We start from the raw sequence: 18,719 nt of genomic DNA, 5'->3' as shown, positions 1-18,719 counted from the left end.
ACTATTCCTCAATCTTCTGCTCACTGAAAACCAGTAAGACATTTCGGCTGCGATCAAGCTGAGCCATAGGGCGAGCACGAACCACAGCAAATGATTTTCCAGGATCGATTGACACATCAACTACCTCCCCCACCGGATAGCCACTGGGAAATCGACCACCGAGCCCAGAGCTCACGAGTAAATCACCAACTTGAATATCGGTGGTGGCAGCGACATGGGTCAAGGCTAATTCATCAATCATCCCTGTCCCTTCAGCAATGGCACGTAAACCATTACGACTTACGCGAACAGGTAAGGCATGTGCACTATCAGTAACCAATAATACTCGGCTCTGTAACACACCAACATCCGTGATTTGCCCAAGCAAACCGTTGGCATCAATCACCGGTTGTCCAACAAAAGCGCCATCGCGACTCCCTTTGTCGACCACCAACTGATGTCGATTTGGATCAGACGCCACCGCCACAACTTCAGCCACCACCACGGTGTCATTTACCCGTTCAGCAGAATTCATCAATTGCCGAAGGCGTACGTTCTCGGCACGTAATTCAATATATTTTTGAAGTTTCGCGTTTAAAATAAGTGATTCGGATCGCAGGCGCTCATTGTCAGCCATTAACTCACTGCGGCTACTTAAGGAGTCGCGAAATTGATCTACGACACGCGAAGGGATATCCACAACCCAGTAAAATGGAGTCGCAACAACAGATAGCTGGCTACGCAATGGCGCCATAAACTCCAAGCGCTGACCAATCAAAATCAACACTAAGGCAGCACCACCTAAGAGTAGCAGTCTGCCACCAACCGACGACTCATTGGCAAATACCGGTTTAATTGCTGCCTCCTCCCTCAGCGGGGCGAATCATTATTACTCAGCAGACAATATATCAAGATGATGGCGATCCATCATCTCTAAGGCTTTACCACCGCCGCGGGCAACACAAGTTAAAGGATCTTCAGCAATAATCACCGGCAGAGCACTTTCATCTGCAATTAACTGATCAATACCGCGTAATAAGGCCCCGCCGCCAGTCAACACAATACCTGTTTCAGCAATATCGGCAGCTAATTCTGGTGGGGATTGCTCTAAAGCACGCTTAACACCTTGAATAATAACTTGTAGAGGCTCTTGCAGTGCTTCTAAAATTTCATCGCTATTTAAGGTAAAACGACGCGGAATACCCTCGGCAAGATTACGCCCACGAACATCAATTTCTCGCAATTCGCTGCCAGGGTAAGCACAGCCAATTTCTTGCTTAATCCGCTCAGCCGTCGCATCACCAATCAAACTGCCATAGGTGCGACGAACATGAGTTACAATCGCCTCATCAAATCTATCGCCACCAACCCGCACCGAATCAGAATACACCACGCCATTCAAAGAAATAATGGCAATCTCAGTAGTACCACCACCGATATCAACCACCATTGAACCCGACGCTTCATCAACACGTAAGCCAGCGCCAATTGCCGCAGCCATTGGCTCCTCAATTAAACGCACTTCACGAGCACCGGCACTAAGAACAGACTCTCGAATAGCGCGACGTTCAACCTGAGTACTCTTACAGGGCACGCTCACCAGCACCCGTGGACTGGGCCGAATAAAGCTATTTTGATGCACCAATTTTATAAAATGCTGCAGCATCTTTTCTGTGACTTGAAAGTCGGCAATGACACCATCTTTTAACGGGCGTATCGCCGTAATATTTCCGGGTGTACGGCCAAGCATGCGCTTAGCTTCCATACCCACTGCTTCAATGGTTTTCTGGCCATTATGCACACGTATAGCCACTACCGAGGGCTCGTCAAGAACGATTCCCTGGCCACGTACATAAATAAGAGTATTTGCCGTTCCAAGATCAATGGAGAGATCGTTGGAAAACATTCCGCGAATTCGTTTTAACATGTGTCGTTGTCACCTTATGCAGCCCCGATTTGGGCAGGGACCAGGCTGATTGGACCGGGAGCGATTGCCGCCCGGCAATATCGCAAGGCCCTAATTTAAAAACTTTGCCACTCTATCAACGGCAGGGATTTAGGGCAAGGCGCAAATATGATAAGTTTAGCGGTTTACTGGCAACCTTACAGTAATTCCGTCGTACTCTTCAATTTTTTCAACGGAAATTCACCACTGCTAAGACTTAAATTTAAAAGGTAGGGCATGAGCTTAGACCAAAACGACATTGCTAAATTAGCACGATTAGCACGAATCAATATTGCAGCTACAGAGACTGAAGAGCTTAGTCAACGGATTGGCGATATTCTTAATATGGTTGATGCCATGCAGGCCGTAGACACGACAAGCGTTGTGCCCATGGCAAACCCACACGATGCTGTTCAGCGTTTGCGCGCCGACCAAGTTAGTGAAAACGACCAGCGCGAGCATTTCCAAAAAATTGCACCTCAAACCGCCGATGGTTTGTATCTAGTCCCTCAGGTCATTGACTAAAGACTGCGACATATTGCAACGGCGCAACACCTTCGCCGACAAAAACCAGCAGACATAACGAGTATTCTTAATTATGCCCAATCACACGGTTGCCGATATTCTTCGCGGACTGGAAGCTAAAACATTCTCCAGTGAAGAAATCACCCAACACTACCTCGACGCCATTGCTAAACGCGATGAAAACTACAATAGCTTTATCACGGTGACTGCCGAAGAAGCACTAAGCCAAGCTCGCGCAGCAGATGCAGCACGCCAAAATGGCGCTGGCGGCGCGCTTTGTGGCGTCCCCATTGCACACAAAGATATTTTTTGCACAGAAGGTGTTCGCACCAGCTGCGCCTCAAAGATGCTAGATAATTTCATTGCACCCTACAGTGCCACAGTCGTAAATCGGCTCGCTGACGCGGGTGTAGTGACGCTAGGCAAAACCAATCTCGATGAATTCGCCATGGGCTCATCAAACGAAACCAGTTTTTACGGTGCAGTGCGTAATCCATGGAATACCGACTGCGTCCCCGGTGGCTCATCAGGTGGCTCGGCCGCAGCAATAGCCGCAGGACTCGCACCAGCCGCTACCGGCACCGACACCGGCGGCTCCATTAGACAACCCGCTGCGCTGTGTGGCTTAACCGGTTTAAAACCCACCTACGGACGAGTATCCCGCTACGGCATGATCGCCTTCGCCTCCAGTTTAGATCAAGGCGGGCCCATGGCTAAAACCGCCGAAGATAATGCATTATTACTACAGGCAATGGCGGGCTTTGATCACCGCGACAGCACCAGCATGGATATTGCTGTTCCCAACTATGTCACTGACCTCAACAAAGATTTAAACGGACTAAAAATTGGCGTACCCAAAGAGTACTTTAGCGAGGGCCTAGACCCAGAAATAGCTGCCGCCATCGAAGCATCACTGAATGAATACAAAAAAATGGGCGCAGAAATTAAATCAATCAGCCTGCCCCACACTCATTTAGCTGTGCCTTGTTATTACATTATCGCGCCCGCAGAAGCCTCTACTAATTTATCCCGCTTTGACGGGGTACGTTATGGGTACCGCTGTGAAAACCCCAAAGATTTAGACGATCTCTACACCCGAACCCGCGCTGAAGGTTTTGGTAGCGAAGTGAAACGTCGAATCTTAATAGGTACCTACGCTCTGTCTTCCGGCTTCTATGATGCCTACTACCGCAAGGCCCAACAGATTCGTCGACTTATTAAACAAGATTTTGACGAGGCTTTTAAATCCGTCGATATCATTGCCGGCCCCACCACCCCAAACCCCGCGTTTGGTTTAGGCGAAAAAGTCAGTGACCCCGTCACCATGTATCTTGAAGATATTTACACCATAGCCGTCAATTTGGCAGGCCTACCGGCCATCTCGCTGCCCGCGGGTTTCACCAACGGTAAGCCCATTGGTTTGCAATTAATTGGCCGCGATTTTGATGAATCCACTCTGCTCGCCGCTGCCCATCAATATCAACAACGCAGCGACTGGCACCAGCAAGCCGCTCCCGGCAGCGTATAAGGAAAGCGACTATGGAATGGGAAGTTGTAATTGGTCTGGAAATTCACGTCCAGCTCACCACACAGTCTAAAATTTTTTCTGGCTCTAGCACCGCCTTCGGTGCCGGCGCTAACACCCAAGCAAGTGCTGTTGATTTAGCCATGCCTGGCACTTTGCCGGTGTTAAACGAAGCAGCGGTAAAAAAGGCAATTCTGTTTGGCCTAGCCATTGATGCCGATATTTGCCGCGACTCAGTATTTGACCGAAAAAACTATTTTTACCCCGACCTACCCAAAGGCTACCAAACCACCCAAATGGACTTTCCCATTGTTGGGCCAGGTATTGTCGAAATCACCCTGAGTGATGGCAGCACCCGCAGCATTCGGGTACACCATGCCCACTTAGAAGAAGACGCGGGTAAATCACTACACGAAGATTATCAGGGTATGTCTGGCATAGACCTCAATAGAGCCGGCACCCCATTAATCGAGATTGTCTCAGAGCCTGATATGCGCAGTGCTGAAGAAGCCGTCGCCTACCTGCGGAAAATTCATTCTATTGTGACCTACCTTGGCATTTCCGACGGCGATATGTCGCAAGGCTCTTTACGTTGTGACGCCAATGTCTCGGTGCGCCCCAAGGGCCAAGAAGAATACGGCACCCGTGCCGAATTAAAGAACATCAACTCCTTTCGCTTTGTTGAGCGCGCCATCAAAACCGAAGTGCTGCGGCAAATCGAACTCATCGAAGACGGTGGTAAGGTTAAGCAGGAAACCCGCTTATACGATAGCGACAAAAACGAAACTCGTCCCATGCGCAGCAAGGAAGAAGCCAACGATTACCGTTACTTCCCCTGCCCCGACCTGCTACCTGTTCACGTTGAACAATCTGTCATCGACGAACTGCAGGCTGGCATGCCAGAGCTGCCAGACGCAAAACGCCAGCGTTTTGAGAGCGATTTTGGTCTGTCGGCCTACGACGCAGGCTTACTCACAAGCGAACGCCCCATTGCCGACTATTTTGAAACCGCCGCTAGCAGTGCCGGTGACGCTAAATTAGCCGCCAACTGGGTGAACGGTGAACTCTCCGCAGCGCTAAACCGGGACAACCTGACTATTACTCAAAGCCCCGTCAGCGCCGAACAACTGGGCGGATTAATTCAACGTATTCGCGACAACAGCATTTCCGGTAAAATCGCCAAACAAGTGTTTGATGCACTCTGGAACAAAGAGGGTGACAGCGCCGACGCCATCATCGACAGTAAGGGCTTAAAGCAAGTGTCAGACAGTGGCGCAATTGGCGCCATGGTCGATGACGTTCTGGCCGCAAACCCAGATCAAGTTGAACAATTTCGTGCCGCTGACGACGGCAAACGCAAAAAAATGCTGGGCTTTTTTGTGGGGCAAATAATGAAAGCCTCAAAAGGCCAAGCTAACCCCGGCGTCATAAACGCGCTTTTAAATGAAAAACTCGGCGGCTAAGCCCGCCGAATCAGCAAGGTAGACATTGTTTTATGAAAAAAGATAAAGAAAAGGTATTGGACGAAGTTTGGACGGAATCACGCGTGCGTGAATTTCTCGACTCCGAACCCAAGCTAGGTACCAACCGCGACTTTCACGCCCTACTAAAAGCCTATCAAAGTATGCGTGCAGATGACTTCGCGCTTTTCATAGGTATGTTTCTGGAAACAGGGCGCGACCTGAATGCTACCGACAAAAGTGGCCGGACCGTACTTAGCTATGCCAAAGAGCACCGCAATTCTCTCGAGCACGTCGCCGCATTAGAAAGCAAAGGGGCACTATAAGCCCAGCATACAGCGGAACTAACTACTGCGACCACGGGTAAATCGGTCGCGATTTTCTTGTTTTTTCCGCTCACTTTTTTTCAACATTATATAAACCGCCCCCGCCCCACCATGTTGCGGCTGCGCACTGCAAAAACCTTGCACCGCCTCTAATTCAGGTAGCCAGCGGTTAACATAGGACTTGATGACTGCGCCTTTGGACTCACTGTGATGACCGCGCCCATGCACAATCATAATAGTGCGTAAATCTGCTTTCATTGCTTCGCTAATAAAATCGAAAACTTGTATACGCGCCTGCTCAACGCTCATCTTATGTAAATCGAGCCGAGCCTCAATAGCATACTTACCTTGCTTTAAACGTCGGAATACACCGTGCTGAACCCCTTCACGCTGAAATTCCAATACATAATACGGATCTAGCAATTCAACATCAGAAGTCGATAAAAAGTTACGAACTCCGCTATCAGCCGTTGCCGCGGCACGACGCGCAGCAATATTCACCTCATCACTTCCATCTTTTTTTATAACAACACGACGATCTGCCACCAAGCGTTTGACACCGACCATCTCTTCAGCGAACAATCTATCTTCATCACTCATGCTCACCGCCTCCGGTACTCTAGGAAAGGATTAAATGCCGACTTTTAGCGCAGCTACAGCTACCCACGCCCCCGATCGCTGCCCACTTTGCGAACAAAAGAATCAATGCGCAATCGCCGCAGGCAAGCCTTCCTCAAGTTGCTGGTGCATGACAGCCATCATTGATAAAACGACTTTACAAAAGGTGGCTAGGGATTCAAAAAAACGCTGCGTATGCCCTCAATGTGGCCAAGTAAATAAAACTTAGTTAGGGATAACTCGCTGCCATTTTCTCATAACTAGCACACGCGGGTGTCGGCTCGTCATTCATATTTTCAATTTCATCACAGCTTAATTTCGCCATTGAACTCAAGCACTTGGAGGCAGCCCCATATAATGGGTGAGTGTCAGCCACGTTGCCAAATTGCTGCTGCACAGACACACAAGCCCCTTCCAATTGCGTCATCACCATGTCTCGCATAGCCGGACTTAAATTAGCCTCACCTATGCTTTGCAGCGCACATGACTTCATTTTACTGCACATGACGTTATAAGACTCACCCAAATCATCTGCCTGTAAGTAACTGACACTGGTAAGCAATACTAGCAGCCAAATCGCATTAAACCCTTTCATCAGACCTCTCCCTATGCCTAGATTATTTTTTAAAAACATCACCAAAACCCAATTCTCAGCAACGAACAAGCCCTAGTGATTTATCTAGATATGTTAACTCAGGCCTTGCCGACAGGCACATTCAAAACGCATAATAATTTTCCAGAAAAGCGAATCACCTCACAACAGGCTCTCTGCTTGGCCACAGGACAGAATCACAATGACTGTACGCCCATTAAGCGGCCCAGATTATTTATTACGCGGTTTCAAAATAATACGCCAACCTGGCATACGCTTATTTGTTGCCATTCCACTGCTGATCAATGTCATTATATTTGGCGCTTTCACCACCCTAACGCTGGAGGCCATGTCTGGCTGGATAAACCAAGTTATTGACTGGCTACCAAACTGGCTAGATTTTTTGCGATGGGTATTGTGGCCACTTGCCGTGATATTGGTACTTGCCATTGTCATGTATATATTTAGCACGGTCGCTAATATCATCGCCGCCCCATTTAATGGCCTACTAGCAGAAAAAGTAGAAGAAATGCTAACTGGTCAAGAAGTATCCGGCCGCGAAACCATTGCGATGGCCATAGCCAGCTTTCCAAAAAGTATTGGTCGAGAATGCCAAAAATTAGCCTACTACCTTGGCTTTGCCATTCTTACCCTGATCGCAAGCTTTGTCATATCACCATTAGCGCCGATATTATGGTTTGCCTTGAACGCGTGGATGATGGCAATAGAGTATTGCGACTATCCTATGGATAATCATAAGCTCAGTTTTAAAGAAGCTCGAAAACGAATTTCAAGTCAAAGAGGCACAAGTGCTAGTTTTGGCGCACTCGTCATGCTTGGCACCATGGTGCCGATATTGAATTTATTTATTATGCCCGCCGCAGTCTGTGGCGGGACCTTGATGTGGGTAGAGCGCCTTAAGGACAAAACCTAAACCGCAGCTGCCTAATACGTTTACCGCTTGTTGTTAACCAAATGCTCCGGCGGACGCTCACAGGGTAACTTCATCCCTAGCTCAGCTTCTATACCCGGTAACAAGAAGGCGTCATCTTCACAAGCAAAACTAATGGAAGTACCGGTTGCACCAGCACGACCTGTACGACCAATACGATGCACATAATCGTCGGCGTCTTCAGGCAAGGTATAGTTAATAACATGGCTTACGCCATTAACATGAATCCCTCGGCCCGCAACATCTGTCGCCACCAAACACTCAATATCACCATCTTTAAATTGCTGTAGCGTTCTAGAGCGTTTGTTCTGGGGAATTTCACCAGACAAAATACCGCAGCGAATGCCATTTCTTTGCATTTTTTCAAATAAACGGCGAGTTTCATCCCGGCGATTAGCAAAAACAATCACGCTCTTGGCGCTGTCCTGCTTAACGATATTGAGCAGCAAGGTAAACTTGTCTTGGGATTCGACTAAATAAACCTTTTGATCAACCGTATCTGTCGCCACACTCTCGGGTTCAATTTCAATATTAACCGGCTGCTCAGTCCACTGCTCTGTAAGACGAATAATATCGTCAGTAAACGTGGCACTAAACAACAGTGTTTGGCGATGCGTTTTACGGGGACAAGAACGCACGATGCGTTTTACCTGAGGAATAAATCCCATGTCCAACATGCGGTCAGCTTCATCAATAACCAAAATCTCTATTTGATCAAGATAGAGGTCTTTACGCCCTTCAAAATCCAAAAGACGACCCGGTGTTGCAACCACAATATCCACCAAACCGGCTAACTTATCCTGCTGCTTTTGATAATCCATGCCACCAATTAAGGTCACAACATTTAAACCGCAGTATTTCCCCAATTGACGTGCGTCTTCACCAATTTGGACAACCAACTCTCGGGTTGGCGCAATAACTAGAGCTCGCGGCTCACCAGCAAAGCGCTCTTCGTCAATTGGATTACTTAGCAGGTCATTAAATATGGTGATTAAAAAAGCCGCCGTTTTGCCGGTTCCCGTTTGGGCCTTGCCGATAACATCATTGCCACGGAGGGTATGGGGAAGAGAAGCAGCCTGAATAGGCGAACAATATTTAAAACCGGTATCCGAAATGCCACGCATTAGGGTTAAATCAAGATCAAGGTCGTGAAAGCGTGTTTTCCCCTCTTCAGGAGCAACCTCAAACTCTGTTATTAACCAATTCTTTTTTGCCGCAGGCGCTGCAGGATTTTTTTTGCGCCCTCCACGTTTAGGTCCATTGCCACGCTTACTTTGCGTAGCAGGAGTCGTAGCTGCACGTGCTGTGTCAGTGACAGCAGTATTCTCTGGTGCGGTAGGCTTACCTGATCCAAACAACTTTTTTAACAAAATACAATCTTCTTACATTGCTCAATAATCAGCCATTCTAGCATCATTCAGTAGCAACTGGGCCAACTCGTCTTTTTCAAGGCAATTCAACAGTGTCTGCAACACGCAGAATATCCCCCATATGCCAATTCATTAGGGGTTCAAACTGTCTCGCGTAAGCGACAAACAGGGCAAGCTGGATCGCGACGTAATTGCAATTGACGAATATCCATACTGATTCCGTCAATAAAAAGCACACGCCCCACTAAGGTTTCTCCGATACCAGCAAGACACTTTAATGTTTCAAGCGCCTGCATACACCCCATCATTCCAACAATAGGGGCAAGCACACCACTTTCGGCACAGTTTAAAGCCGAATCATTACCTTCATCATGATAAAGACATCGGTAGCAAGGCGAGTCAGGTCGCCTAAAATCGAATACGCTTAACTGCGCTTCGCCTCGAATGGCAGCACCAGAAATTAATGGCCGCCGAGCTTTCACGCAGGCTTCATTAAGTGCAAAACGCGTTGAGAAATTATCACTGGCATCCACCACCACATCCACGCTTGCAACGGCATCCTTTAGCGCCTGCCCAGCTAAACGAGAAGGCATTAACACAAGCTCTACATCAGGATTTATGGCACTCACACTGTCGGCTACCGACTCCACTTTAGGGCGACCAATATCAGATTGACCATGTGCGATTTGACGCTGCAAGTTACTCAATTCAACCGTATCATCATCGACCAGATGCAATTCACCCACCCCCGATGCCGCAAGGTATAAGGCAACAGGGCAGCCCAAGCCCCCCATACCGACAATTAATACCTTGCTATTAAGAAGTAACTGCTGCCCTTCAACATCTAAATCAGGCAGTAAAATATGGCGGCTATAACGCAATAACTGCTCATCAGTCATCATGTCCAGGTACCCCAACTAATTCGCTCATTGCCACCGTAATCGTTTCGCGACGCAACGCTCACAAAACCCCGATCACGTAAGGCCTGGCGCACCAACGCGCCCTGATCAAATCCGTGTTCCAGTAATAATTCACCACCGGGCAATAAAAAATTGGGCGCCTCACCAATAATACTGAACAGATCAGCCATGCCTTTATTGCCGGCGACTAACGCCGAGCGAGGTTCAAACCGAACATCCCCCTCGTCTAAATGTGGATCTTGTGGGTCAATATAAGGTGGATTACTGACTATCAGCTTAAAGCGTAATCCCTTCATACTAGAAAACCAATTTGAGCAAATAACCCGCACATTTGAGACGGCTAATGCTATGCGATTCTGCTCAGCGAGCGCGACCACCTCTGGAAAAAAATCAGATGCCACCACCTGTGCGTCTGCTCTCTCCGAACCTATTGCCAAGGCAATCGCCCCCGTGCCCGTGCCTAAATCTAAAATGGCTGGGCTATCCTGCTCAGCAAGCATTTCCAGCGCCCGCTCTACCAAGCATTCGGTGTCGGGTCGCGGAATCAACGTCGCCGGAGACACCGCTAAAGGCAGTGACCAAAAATCCCGTCTAGCTAAAATATGTGCAATGGGCTCACCGTCAATCCGGCGTGCCAGAAGAGAGAGATATCGCTGAATTTGTGCTAAATCTAACTCTCGCTCAGGCCAGCTATATAAATAACTTCGCGGCTTAGCTAGGCATTCACAAAGCAGTAAGGCGACATCTAAGTCAGGGGTATCACTGACTTTACGCAGACGCTCACGCATTGCCATCGCATCGGCAATGGTCAAGTTTGCCACCGGTGAAGCCGTCATTATTCAGCCAAAGCAGCCAAAAGATCCGCTTGGTATTCCTGCCGCAACGGTGACACCACACAATCAACATCACCTTGTACAAACTCATCCAGCTTATATAAGGTTAAATTTATACGGTGATCCGTTACCCGCCCTTGAGGGAAGTTATAAGTCCGTATCCGCTCAGAGCGATCACCACTACCCACCAAATTACGGCGCTCAGTGGCTTGATCTTGCTGCAATTTACTACTGGCAGCATCGTTTACTTTTGCCGCCAGCAAGGACATCGCCCGAGCCTTATTTTTATGTTGTGAGCGCTCATCCTGGCACTCAACCACAATACCGGTTGGAATATGCACAATGCGCACAGCCGAATCTGTCGTGTTAACGTGCTGACCACCTGCGCCGCTAGACCTAAAGGTATCAATACGAAGATCACCTTTATTAATCTCGACTTCATCCGCCTCTTCTGGCTCAGCCATTACCGCCACGGTGCACGCTGATGTGTGAATACGCCCCTGTGACTCGGTCTCAGGTACTCGCTGTACCCGATGCGCGCCAGATTCAAACTTAAGATGGCCATACACTTCTTTACCTGCTACTCGGCTTATTACTTCTTTGAAGCCGCCGTGCTCACCCTGACGCTCGCTTAACACCTCGACACGCCAACCTTTGCGCTCAGCATAACGGGAGTACATCCGAAACAGATCACCGGCAAAAATCGCCGCCTCATCGCCTCCCGTGCCGGCCCGTATCTCCAAAAACACATTATGCGAATCGTTCGGGTCTCGGGGTAGCAGCAATGTTTGCAGCTCTAGCTCCAAATCTTCTAGTTGATCTTTAGCAGAGGCGATCTCCTCTTCAGCCATTTCTCGCATATCAGCGTCGTCTTCGGCCAGCATTGCGGTAGCCTCGGCCATATCATCTGCTACCTGGCGGTAGCGGCCATAAGCCTCGACGACAGGTTCAATTTCAGCGTATTCACGAGACAAGCCGCGGAACCGGTCTTGGTTGGCAATAATTTCACCATCACTCAAAAGTGCGCCAATCTCTTCATAGCGATCGAGCAAATTGTCGAGTTTAGTGACAATGGAGGCCTTCATATGTTCTCACTTTGTTTGTTGTGGCAGCGCTCAGGAGTCGCTGTCTTTAAGCTGGAATAATTCTCGCGCCCAATGTACAAGATCGGTACGCCCTTTTGCGCCAGCTTCTTTTATTTGCGTAGTTGGGCTGTGAATTAACTTATTCGTTAACCCTCTTGCCAGTTGCTCTAATACCCGCTCAGCATCGTCGCCTCGGGCTAAATTCCGCAGCGCTCGGTCAAGCTCTGTATCACGTAATTGCTCAGCTTTAGCACGGTAATCCTTTACTGTACCGACCGCATCTAAGGCGCGCAGCTGCAATTCCCATTCATCTAGAGCCAGCGCAATAATGTCACTCGCCTTACGAGCCTCACCTTGTCTAGCGCGTTTATTTTCTTCAACAATTTCGCGCAAATCATCCACGGTATAAAGATATACGTCTGGCAACTCAGCAACTTGCGCCTCAATATCGCGCGGCACAGCAATATCGATCATCACCATCGGTCTATGTTTGCGCTTTTTTAGTGCACCCTCTACCGCGCCCTTACCCAAGATTGGAAGCTGACTCGCCGTCGACGCAACAACAATATCTGCCCCGACAAGGCTGTGTGGAATATCTGCAAGCATTACCGCCTCAGCACCAAACTTTTGCGCCACCTCACGGGCACGCTCAAGCGTGCGGTTGGCAATAATAATACGCTTCACGCCCTTGTCATGCAGGTGACGAGCAACCAGCTCGATGGTTTCACCCGCGCCGATAAGCAAGGCCGTGCAACTACTTAAAGAAGAGAATACATGCTGAGTTAAATTTACCGCCGCATAAGCAACTGACACGGGATTCTCACCCACTGCAGTCTCGGTTCGCACCCGCTTGGCAACAGAAAAGATGTGTGCAAAAGTGCGATGAAGGATTCCATTAGCCGTGCCCGCATCGACCGCCACAGCATAAGCAGACTTCATCTGTCCTAAAATTTGCGGCTCACCCAGCACCATGGAATCAAGCCCAACGGCAACCTCCATCATGTGCTTTAAAGCTGCATCGCGCCGATGATCATATATGCAAGCCCCTAACTCGGCGCGATCAATATTGTGATACGCAGCCAGCCAATCCAGCATACTCGCCGCTGCAGCATCGCCACTTTCTTCCGCGATGCCATATAACTCGGTGCGATTACAGGTCGACAAAATAGCCAACTCAGACACACCGGTAGTACCCACAGCGTCATTTAAGGCTTGCATCATATGCTCAGGCACAAACGCAACCCGTTCGCGAACCGAAACCGGCGCTGAATTGTGATTAATGCCTATTACGAGCAAATTCATTAAAGACCAAGTACCTGCATTTCAATCGTGAAGCTAAAATAGCAGGGAATTTTAGCAAGACAGGGGCCAAATGTGGATTTTATTACTACCTTTTACAAAACAATCGACTTATTACATCCTTTTCTACGAATTAAATACCACTATGCAGGTCGGATTCAGCAAGCCCTAACCTCCAGCTAAGAGCCATGCTAACATTGGCCTTTAAACACAGTACTGATACTTTACTATGCGCCACACCGTCACCTCGTTGCTGCTAAGCCTAACAATGCTAACCTTCAGTGGCTGCGCTGTAATTACACCCGCACAAGACACCACCCCCGTAGCGGAGAACAACGCCAGCAAGCAACCTGAGCCGGTCATTCGCGCATTTCCTGAAGACGCTTTTTTTGATCTATTGGTTGCAGAAATCGCGTTGCGCAATAACGATCTTGATACCGCGCTAGACAACTACACCTATCAGGCAGAAAAAACAGGCGATCTAGGTGTTATTGTCACAACGACAAAATTGGCTCAATACCTAGACCGCAGCGATACCGCCGCAACATATGCACAGCGCTGGATAAACCTTGAGCCCGACGCCACAGAAGGCTACTTTATATTAGCTTCGGCGTTGGCCAAGACTCAGCAACCGCTGAAAGCACTTCCCTATATGATAAAAGTGTTAGAACTTGGCGGTGACAGTAACTTTGCGGCACTAGCCGCCACCGTGTTATCCCGTCCTGATTCTGAACAACAGAGCTTCCTCAATCAACTCAACGTGCAACTTAAAAGCCACCCCGACGACAATTCATTAAAAATAGCCAAAGCTCTAATCCTGCAATACCAAAAACAAGAAGAGGCCGCATTAACCTTAATCAATGACGTTCTCACTGAAGAACCCGACAACCCCCACGCACTGCTAATTGAAACCCGCACCCTGAATCAAATGGGGCGCCATGACCAAGCTTTAACACAACTCCGCTATGCCGTGGATCAAAACCCACACCACAAACGACTTCGACACGACCTAGCTCGCGCCCTAGTAAAAGTAGATTTATTTCACGCCAAAGCACAATACGAAGAGCTAGTTAGACAAAACCCAAACGATCGGGAATTACTCCTAGAGCTTATGCTTATCAACCGCGAGCTCAGCAATACCGAAGAAGTGGCCTCGCAGCTTAAATCCCTCAGTGACACGCCTGAGCTTCGCAGCCGCGCCAACTACATTCTCGGCCGCCTTGATGAGGAAGATCAAAACTGGCCGCAAGCCATCAACCACTATTTACAAGCCACCGGCAGCGACGAATTCCACCAATCTAGCCAACGAATTGCAGGTATCAGCCTTGCAGTAGAGAACCCCGAAAAAGCACTATCTCGCCTGCAAGCTCTCAGACTAAATCATCCAGAGCACGCCACTTTTGTCTTTTTGCTAGAGGCCGAAATACTACGTAAAGAAATGCGTTACCAACAAGGCTACGAGTTGCTATCTAAAGCCTTAACCAACAACACCAACGACGAAGAATTACGCTACGCTCGCTCTTTATTTAGCGAGAAACTAGGTAATATCGACGCTGTGGAACATGATTTACAGTATTTGATTACGCGCGACCCAAACAATGCTACAGCTCTCAACGCGCTCGGTTACAGCTTGGCCAATCTTAATCATTCACGGCTCGATGAGGCGGAGCAACTGGTGAAGCGCGCCCTGGAACTCGAACCCAATGACCCAGCCATTATTGATAGCTATGGCTGGATTATGCTTTTAAAGGGTAATATCGATGAAGCCATTACCTTGCTGGAGCTGGCATTCGAACAAACTCAGGATCACGAAATTGCAGCCCACTTAGGTGAAGCATTATGGTTGAGCGGCGACAAAACTCGCGCCAAAACCATATGGCAAGAAGGCTTAAAAGACACACCAAACAGCCCCATAATTATGGACACACTCCGCAAACTAGAACTTTTTGATGAGTAACACCACTATGTCAACGCCACTTATGCTCAGAGGCATCGTCGCATTCATGATATTACTCGTGAGTGCCTGCGCAACACCACTAAAGCCCGCATTAGACAGCGAATCTGAAACTTGGCAACTACAGGGCAAAATTGGCCTTTGGTTTAACGACAAGCAAGAAAGCGCAACCATTGATTGGTCCCAATGCAACGCCAACAAAACGCGTATTCGGCTCAGCGGCCCACTGGGCACAGGTGCTATCGAATTATCGGCAGACCAATCCGGCGCCACGCTGTTACAGGGTGGCGAAACCATAAAGGCAGACAGCATTGAAGCGTTAGCCGACCGCGCTGCATGGCCAATCCCCGTTGACGCCTTACGTTTTTGGGTGCGTGGCCGCGCCCAACCAACCGAAAAGCTAGACGGCCGCGTCAACACCAATGGCCAACTAGAATATTTGACTCAATTAGGCTGGCAGATCAACTACCGCTACCGAACGCCCTTTCACCAATTACCTAACAAAATTATGGCCGAATCTAGCAGCAGTCGCCTAACGGTGATTATCAGTGACTGGTACGATCAACCAAAACTCTGCTCGCAATAATGCTAACTCTGACACTACCCTGCCCAGCCAAACTCAATTTATTCCTAAGGATTACCGGGCGGCGCGACGATGGTTACCATGAGCTGCAAACCGTATTTCAGCTTTTGGACTACGGCGACACGCTCACAATCGAATATCGCGACGACGGCAAAATAACACTCGCTAGCGACCTTGTGGGAGTAAACAACGAAGACAACCTAGTCATCCGTGCAGCTCGAAAACTTCAAACCCTAACGCAAAACCCAAACCTAGGTGCTAGCCTCAATTTAGAAAAACGACTTCCAATGGGTGGAGGTATTGGTGGTGGCAGCTCAGATGCGGCAAGCACCCTAGTCGGACTCAATCATCTTTGGCAACTTGGGCTCAGCCTAGACACACTCGCAAAAATAGGCCTTGAATTAGGCGCCGACATCCCCGTATTCGTACATGGCAAGACATCTTGGGCTGAAGGAATTGGTGAAAAATTAGCGCCAATTCAAACCGAAAATTGCTGGTATGTAGTGCTAAAACCAGACTGCCACGTCTCTACCGCTGAAATTTTTTGTCATGAACAATTGACACGCCATGACTCTCCGATCAAAATAGCGACCTTTCTTGAGGGGGGCACCGGAAATAGTTGCGAACCATTGGTTCGAAAACTTTATCCGGATATTGATAAGGCCTTGATTTGGCTGGAACAATTCTCTCCCGCGAGGCTAACTGGAACAGGCGCATGCGTGTTTGCTAGCTTCAAAGATCAGGTAACTGCACAGACAGTTTGTGAGCAACGGCCACGAGAATTTTCTGGTTTTGTTGCCCGAGGCGTAAATACCTCGCCACTGCATCAAGCACTGGGCTTACTGACAGAGTTATCTTAAAAAGTTTATTGGGGTGTCGCCAAGTGGTAAGGCACTGGGTTTTGATCTCAGCATCCGTAGGTTCGAGTCCTACCACCCCAGCCATTTTTACCATGCTGCAAGCGCAGCATTTAGCTCAAATCAGTCGCATAAAATAACGACCTAAAAACTGCTCGCTTATAAATAAGCCGCCCGTTGTTATCACCGACTCTCTCAAAACACATGCCCAACAGGACTCTGACCGTGCCCAAAATGATGGTCTTCACCGGCAACGCCAATCCCGATCTCGCACGTAAAGTTGTTGAGCACTTACACCTACCGCTCGGCGACGCCACCGTTGGCAAATTCAGTGACGGTGAGATTTACGTAGAAGTAAACGAAAACGTTCGCGGCGCAGATGTCTTTCTTTTACAGCCAACATGCGCACCTACTAACGACAACCTGATGGAACTCATCGTCATGGCCGACGCCATGCGCAGAGCATCAGCTGGCCGCATCACTGCGGTGGTTCCCTATTTCGGCTACGCTCGCCAAGATCGCCGCGTGCGTTCACAACGAGTTCCGATTTCGGCCAAAGTTGTCGCAGACATGATGAGCGGCGTCGGTATTAACCGTGTACTCACTGTTGACCTTCACGCCGAGCAGATTCAAGGTTTTTTCGATGTTCCCGTAGACAACGTTTACGGCTCACCCATCCTTCTTGACGACATTAGCCGCCAACAGTACAGCAACCAAATGGTGGTATCGCCAGATATTGGTGGCGTTGTCCGCGCCCGCGCTGTGGCCAAGCAATTAGAAGATGCAGACCTAGCCATCATTGACAAGCGCCGCCCACAAGCTGGCGTTGCCCAAGTGATGCACATTATTGGTGAGGTTCAAGGTAAAACCTGTTTACTAGTCGATGACATGGTCGACACCGCAGGCACCTTGTGCAAAGCAGCAGAAGCGCTAAAACAGCATGGCGCAGAAAAAGTTGTCGCTTACTGTACACATCCTGTATTATCCGGCGCCGCTATTAAGAATATTAATGCTTCTGAATTAGATGAACTGGTTGTCACCGACACCATTCCGCTATCAGACGAAGCAAACAAGTGTACTAAAATTCGCCAGCTAACCCTGGCAAATCTACTGGCCGAGTCAATTCGACGGGTCAGCAATGAAGAGTCGATAAGCGCCCTGTTTCGTTAATCCGTAAGGGTTTAACAGCAAGCGACATCGATATTTACCGCCGCACTGGTCGCAAGTCGGCGGTTTTCGCGTTATTAAGGAGACTATTATGTCTAGCGATTACACAGTCAGCGCCAAAGCGCGCGCAGATGTAGGGAAAGGTGCGAGCCGCCGCCTACGTCGTCTGGAAAATGAAGTACCAGCTATTGTTTATGGTGGCGAAGGCCAACCGCAGATGATTAGCATTCTGCATAAAGACTTCTTGTGGTTCTTAGAAGATGAAGCGTTCTTCACTTCTGTTGTTACCTTGGATATCGAAGGCAAAAAGGAATCTGTTATCCTAAAAGACCTTCAACGTCACCCTGCTAAGTTGAAAATCCTACACGCTGACTTTTTGCGTGTTGATGCCAACACCAAAATCACCCTGCACGTACCACTGCACTTCTTGAACGAAGAAAGCTGTGCTGGTGTTAAAACTCAGGGCGGTAACATCACCCACGCAGCAACCGATGTTGAAGTTCAGTGCTTGCCAAAAGACTTGCCTGAATTCATCGAAGTAGACATGGCGCTAATTGAAACAGGCATCACTTTGCACATTTCTGATCTAAGCTTGCCAGCGGGTGTTGAAAGCACGGCATTGGCACTGGGTGAAGATCACGACCAAGCTATCGCCACTGTTCACGCAGCGCGTGGCGGCAGTGACGAAGATGATGATGCAGCTGAAGAAACTGCAACAGAAGAGTAAGC

General features: G+C 48.7%; 20 protein-coding genes and 1 tRNA gene. 12 read left to right on the top strand and 9 right to left on the bottom strand.

Annotated features, from left to right (window positions below; genetic code table 11):
- Window position 1 precedes the first annotated feature (1 nt).
- Window positions 2–793: a rod shape-determining protein MreC gene (gene mreC, locus AELLOGFF_RS02650; protein WP_268818557.1), complete on the bottom strand. Its 792-nt coding sequence runs from the start codon at window positions 791–793 to the stop codon at window positions 2–4.
- 75 nt (window positions 794–868) lie between these two features.
- Entirely contained in the window at window positions 869–1,906 is a 1,038-nt protein-coding gene (locus AELLOGFF_RS02645) for a rod shape-determining protein (protein WP_159267211.1), read from the bottom strand.
- Between the two features lie 255 nt (window positions 1,907–2,161).
- Here AELLOGFF_RS02645 and gatC point away from each other — a divergent pair, with 255 nt between their 5' ends.
- From gatC to AELLOGFF_RS02625, 4 genes are all read left to right on the top strand, one after another.
- Window positions 2,162–2,449: an Asp-tRNA(Asn)/Glu-tRNA(Gln) amidotransferase subunit GatC gene (gene gatC / locus AELLOGFF_RS02640; protein WP_159267210.1), complete on the top strand. Its 288-nt coding sequence runs from the start codon at window positions 2,162–2,164 to the stop codon at window positions 2,447–2,449.
- A 73-nt stretch (window positions 2,450–2,522) separates the two neighbouring features.
- Window positions 2,523–3,977: an Asp-tRNA(Asn)/Glu-tRNA(Gln) amidotransferase subunit GatA gene (gene gatA / locus AELLOGFF_RS02635; protein ID WP_159267209.1), complete on the top strand. Its 1,455-nt coding sequence runs from the start codon at window positions 2,523–2,525 to the stop codon at window positions 3,975–3,977.
- 11 nt (window positions 3,978–3,988) lie between these two features.
- Window positions 3,989–5,437, top strand: coding sequence for an Asp-tRNA(Asn)/Glu-tRNA(Gln) amidotransferase subunit GatB (gene gatB / locus AELLOGFF_RS02630; protein ID WP_159267208.1), 1,449 nt, complete (start codon window positions 3,989–3,991; stop codon window positions 5,435–5,437).
- A 32-nt stretch (window positions 5,438–5,469) separates the two neighbouring features.
- Entirely contained in the window at window positions 5,470–5,760 is a 291-nt protein-coding gene (locus tag AELLOGFF_RS02625; protein ID WP_159267207.1) for a PA4642 family protein, read from the top strand.
- An 18-nt stretch (window positions 5,761–5,778) separates the two neighbouring features.
- Here the strand turns inward: AELLOGFF_RS02625 and smrA are convergent, their stop codons facing one another.
- On the bottom strand, window positions 5,779–6,360 hold the full coding sequence (gene smrA, locus AELLOGFF_RS02620) for a DNA endonuclease SmrA (protein WP_159267206.1): 582 nt from the start codon (window positions 6,358–6,360) through the stop codon (window positions 5,779–5,781).
- 34 nt (window positions 6,361–6,394) lie between these two features.
- Between smrA and AELLOGFF_RS18200 the strand changes: the two genes are divergently transcribed.
- Window positions 6,395–6,607, top strand: coding sequence for a cysteine-rich CWC family protein (locus tag AELLOGFF_RS18200; RefSeq protein ID WP_159267205.1), 213 nt, complete (start codon window positions 6,395–6,397; stop codon window positions 6,605–6,607).
- Here the strand turns inward: AELLOGFF_RS18200 and AELLOGFF_RS02610 are convergent, their stop codons facing one another.
- Window positions 6,608–6,973 carry a hypothetical protein gene (locus AELLOGFF_RS02610; protein ID WP_159267204.1) on the bottom strand — a complete coding sequence of 122 codons (366 nt, stop codon included), beginning with the start codon at window positions 6,971–6,973 and terminating at the stop codon, window positions 6,608–6,610.
- Between the two features lie 199 nt (window positions 6,974–7,172).
- Here AELLOGFF_RS02610 and cysZ point away from each other — a divergent pair, with 199 nt between their 5' ends.
- Window positions 7,173–7,904: a sulfate transporter CysZ gene (cysZ, locus tag AELLOGFF_RS02605; protein WP_159267203.1), complete on the top strand. Its 732-nt coding sequence runs from the start codon at window positions 7,173–7,175 to the stop codon at window positions 7,902–7,904.
- 20 nt (window positions 7,905–7,924) lie between these two features.
- Here the strand turns inward: cysZ and rhlB are convergent, their stop codons facing one another.
- The 5 genes from rhlB to hemA all read right to left on the bottom strand — a co-directional run bounded on the left by rhlB (window position 7,925) and on the right by hemA (window position 13,432).
- The gene (gene rhlB, locus AELLOGFF_RS02600) at window positions 7,925–9,292 is read right to left on the bottom strand and encodes an ATP-dependent RNA helicase RhlB (RefSeq protein WP_159267202.1); all 1,368 of its coding nucleotides are present in this window, start codon (window positions 9,290–9,292) and stop codon (window positions 7,925–7,927) included.
- Between the two features lie 140 nt (window positions 9,293–9,432).
- Window positions 9,433–10,191, bottom strand: coding sequence for a HesA/MoeB/ThiF family protein (locus AELLOGFF_RS02595; RefSeq protein WP_200842685.1), 759 nt, complete (start codon window positions 10,189–10,191; stop codon window positions 9,433–9,435).
- Entirely contained in the window at window positions 10,191–11,048 is an 858-nt protein-coding gene (prmC, locus tag AELLOGFF_RS02590) for a peptide chain release factor N(5)-glutamine methyltransferase (RefSeq protein WP_200842590.1), read from the bottom strand. The genes AELLOGFF_RS02595 and prmC overlap by 1 nt, the downstream gene beginning before the upstream one ends.
- Window positions 11,048–12,130 (bottom strand): peptide chain release factor 1, encoded by a 1,083-nt coding sequence (prfA, locus tag AELLOGFF_RS02585; protein ID WP_159267200.1) that lies wholly within the window; start codon window positions 12,128–12,130, stop codon window positions 11,048–11,050. Before prfA ends, prmC begins: the two co-directional genes overlap by 1 nt.
- A gap of 30 nt (window positions 12,131–12,160) precedes the next feature.
- A complete protein-coding gene (gene hemA, locus AELLOGFF_RS02580; protein WP_159267199.1) occupies window positions 12,161–13,432 on the bottom strand; it encodes a glutamyl-tRNA reductase in 1,272 nt (423 codons plus the stop codon).
- Between the two features lie 226 nt (window positions 13,433–13,658).
- Here hemA and AELLOGFF_RS02575 point away from each other — a divergent pair, with 226 nt between their 5' ends.
- The 6 genes from AELLOGFF_RS02575 (at window position 13,659) to AELLOGFF_RS02550 (ending at window position 18,717) form a co-directional block, all read left to right on the top strand.
- Window positions 13,659–15,386 (top strand): tetratricopeptide repeat protein, encoded by a 1,728-nt coding sequence (locus tag AELLOGFF_RS02575; RefSeq protein WP_159267198.1) that lies wholly within the window; start codon window positions 13,659–13,661, stop codon window positions 15,384–15,386.
- A 7-nt stretch (window positions 15,387–15,393) separates the two neighbouring features.
- Complete coding sequence (gene lolB / locus AELLOGFF_RS02570; protein ID WP_159267197.1) at window positions 15,394–15,969, top strand: lipoprotein insertase outer membrane protein LolB; 576 nt, start codon at window positions 15,394–15,396, stop codon at window positions 15,967–15,969.
- Entirely contained in the window at window positions 15,969–16,826 is an 858-nt protein-coding gene (gene ispE / locus AELLOGFF_RS02565; protein ID WP_159267196.1) for a 4-(cytidine 5'-diphospho)-2-C-methyl-D-erythritol kinase, read from the top strand. The genes lolB and ispE overlap by 1 nt, the downstream gene beginning before the upstream one ends.
- 9 nt (window positions 16,827–16,835) lie before the next feature.
- Window positions 16,836–16,910 (top strand) — tRNA-Gln (locus tag AELLOGFF_RS02560).
- Window positions 16,911–17,048: 138 nt separating this feature from the next.
- The gene (locus tag AELLOGFF_RS02555) at window positions 17,049–17,993 is read left to right on the top strand and encodes a ribose-phosphate pyrophosphokinase (RefSeq protein ID WP_200842589.1); all 945 of its coding nucleotides are present in this window, start codon (window positions 17,049–17,051) and stop codon (window positions 17,991–17,993) included.
- A gap of 88 nt (window positions 17,994–18,081) precedes the next feature.
- Window positions 18,082–18,717 (top strand): 50S ribosomal protein L25/general stress protein Ctc, encoded by a 636-nt coding sequence (locus tag AELLOGFF_RS02550; protein ID WP_200842588.1) that lies wholly within the window; start codon window positions 18,082–18,084, stop codon window positions 18,715–18,717.
- Window positions 18,718–18,719: the final 2 nt, after the last annotated feature.

The organism is Zhongshania aliphaticivorans, from assembly GCF_902705875.1.
Lineage (GTDB): Bacteria > Pseudomonadota > Gammaproteobacteria > Pseudomonadales > Spongiibacteraceae > Spongiibacter > Spongiibacter aliphaticivorans_A.
The sequence above is the reverse complement of the archived record's forward strand: the minus strand, read 5'-3'. Positions and strand labels throughout refer to the sequence as shown.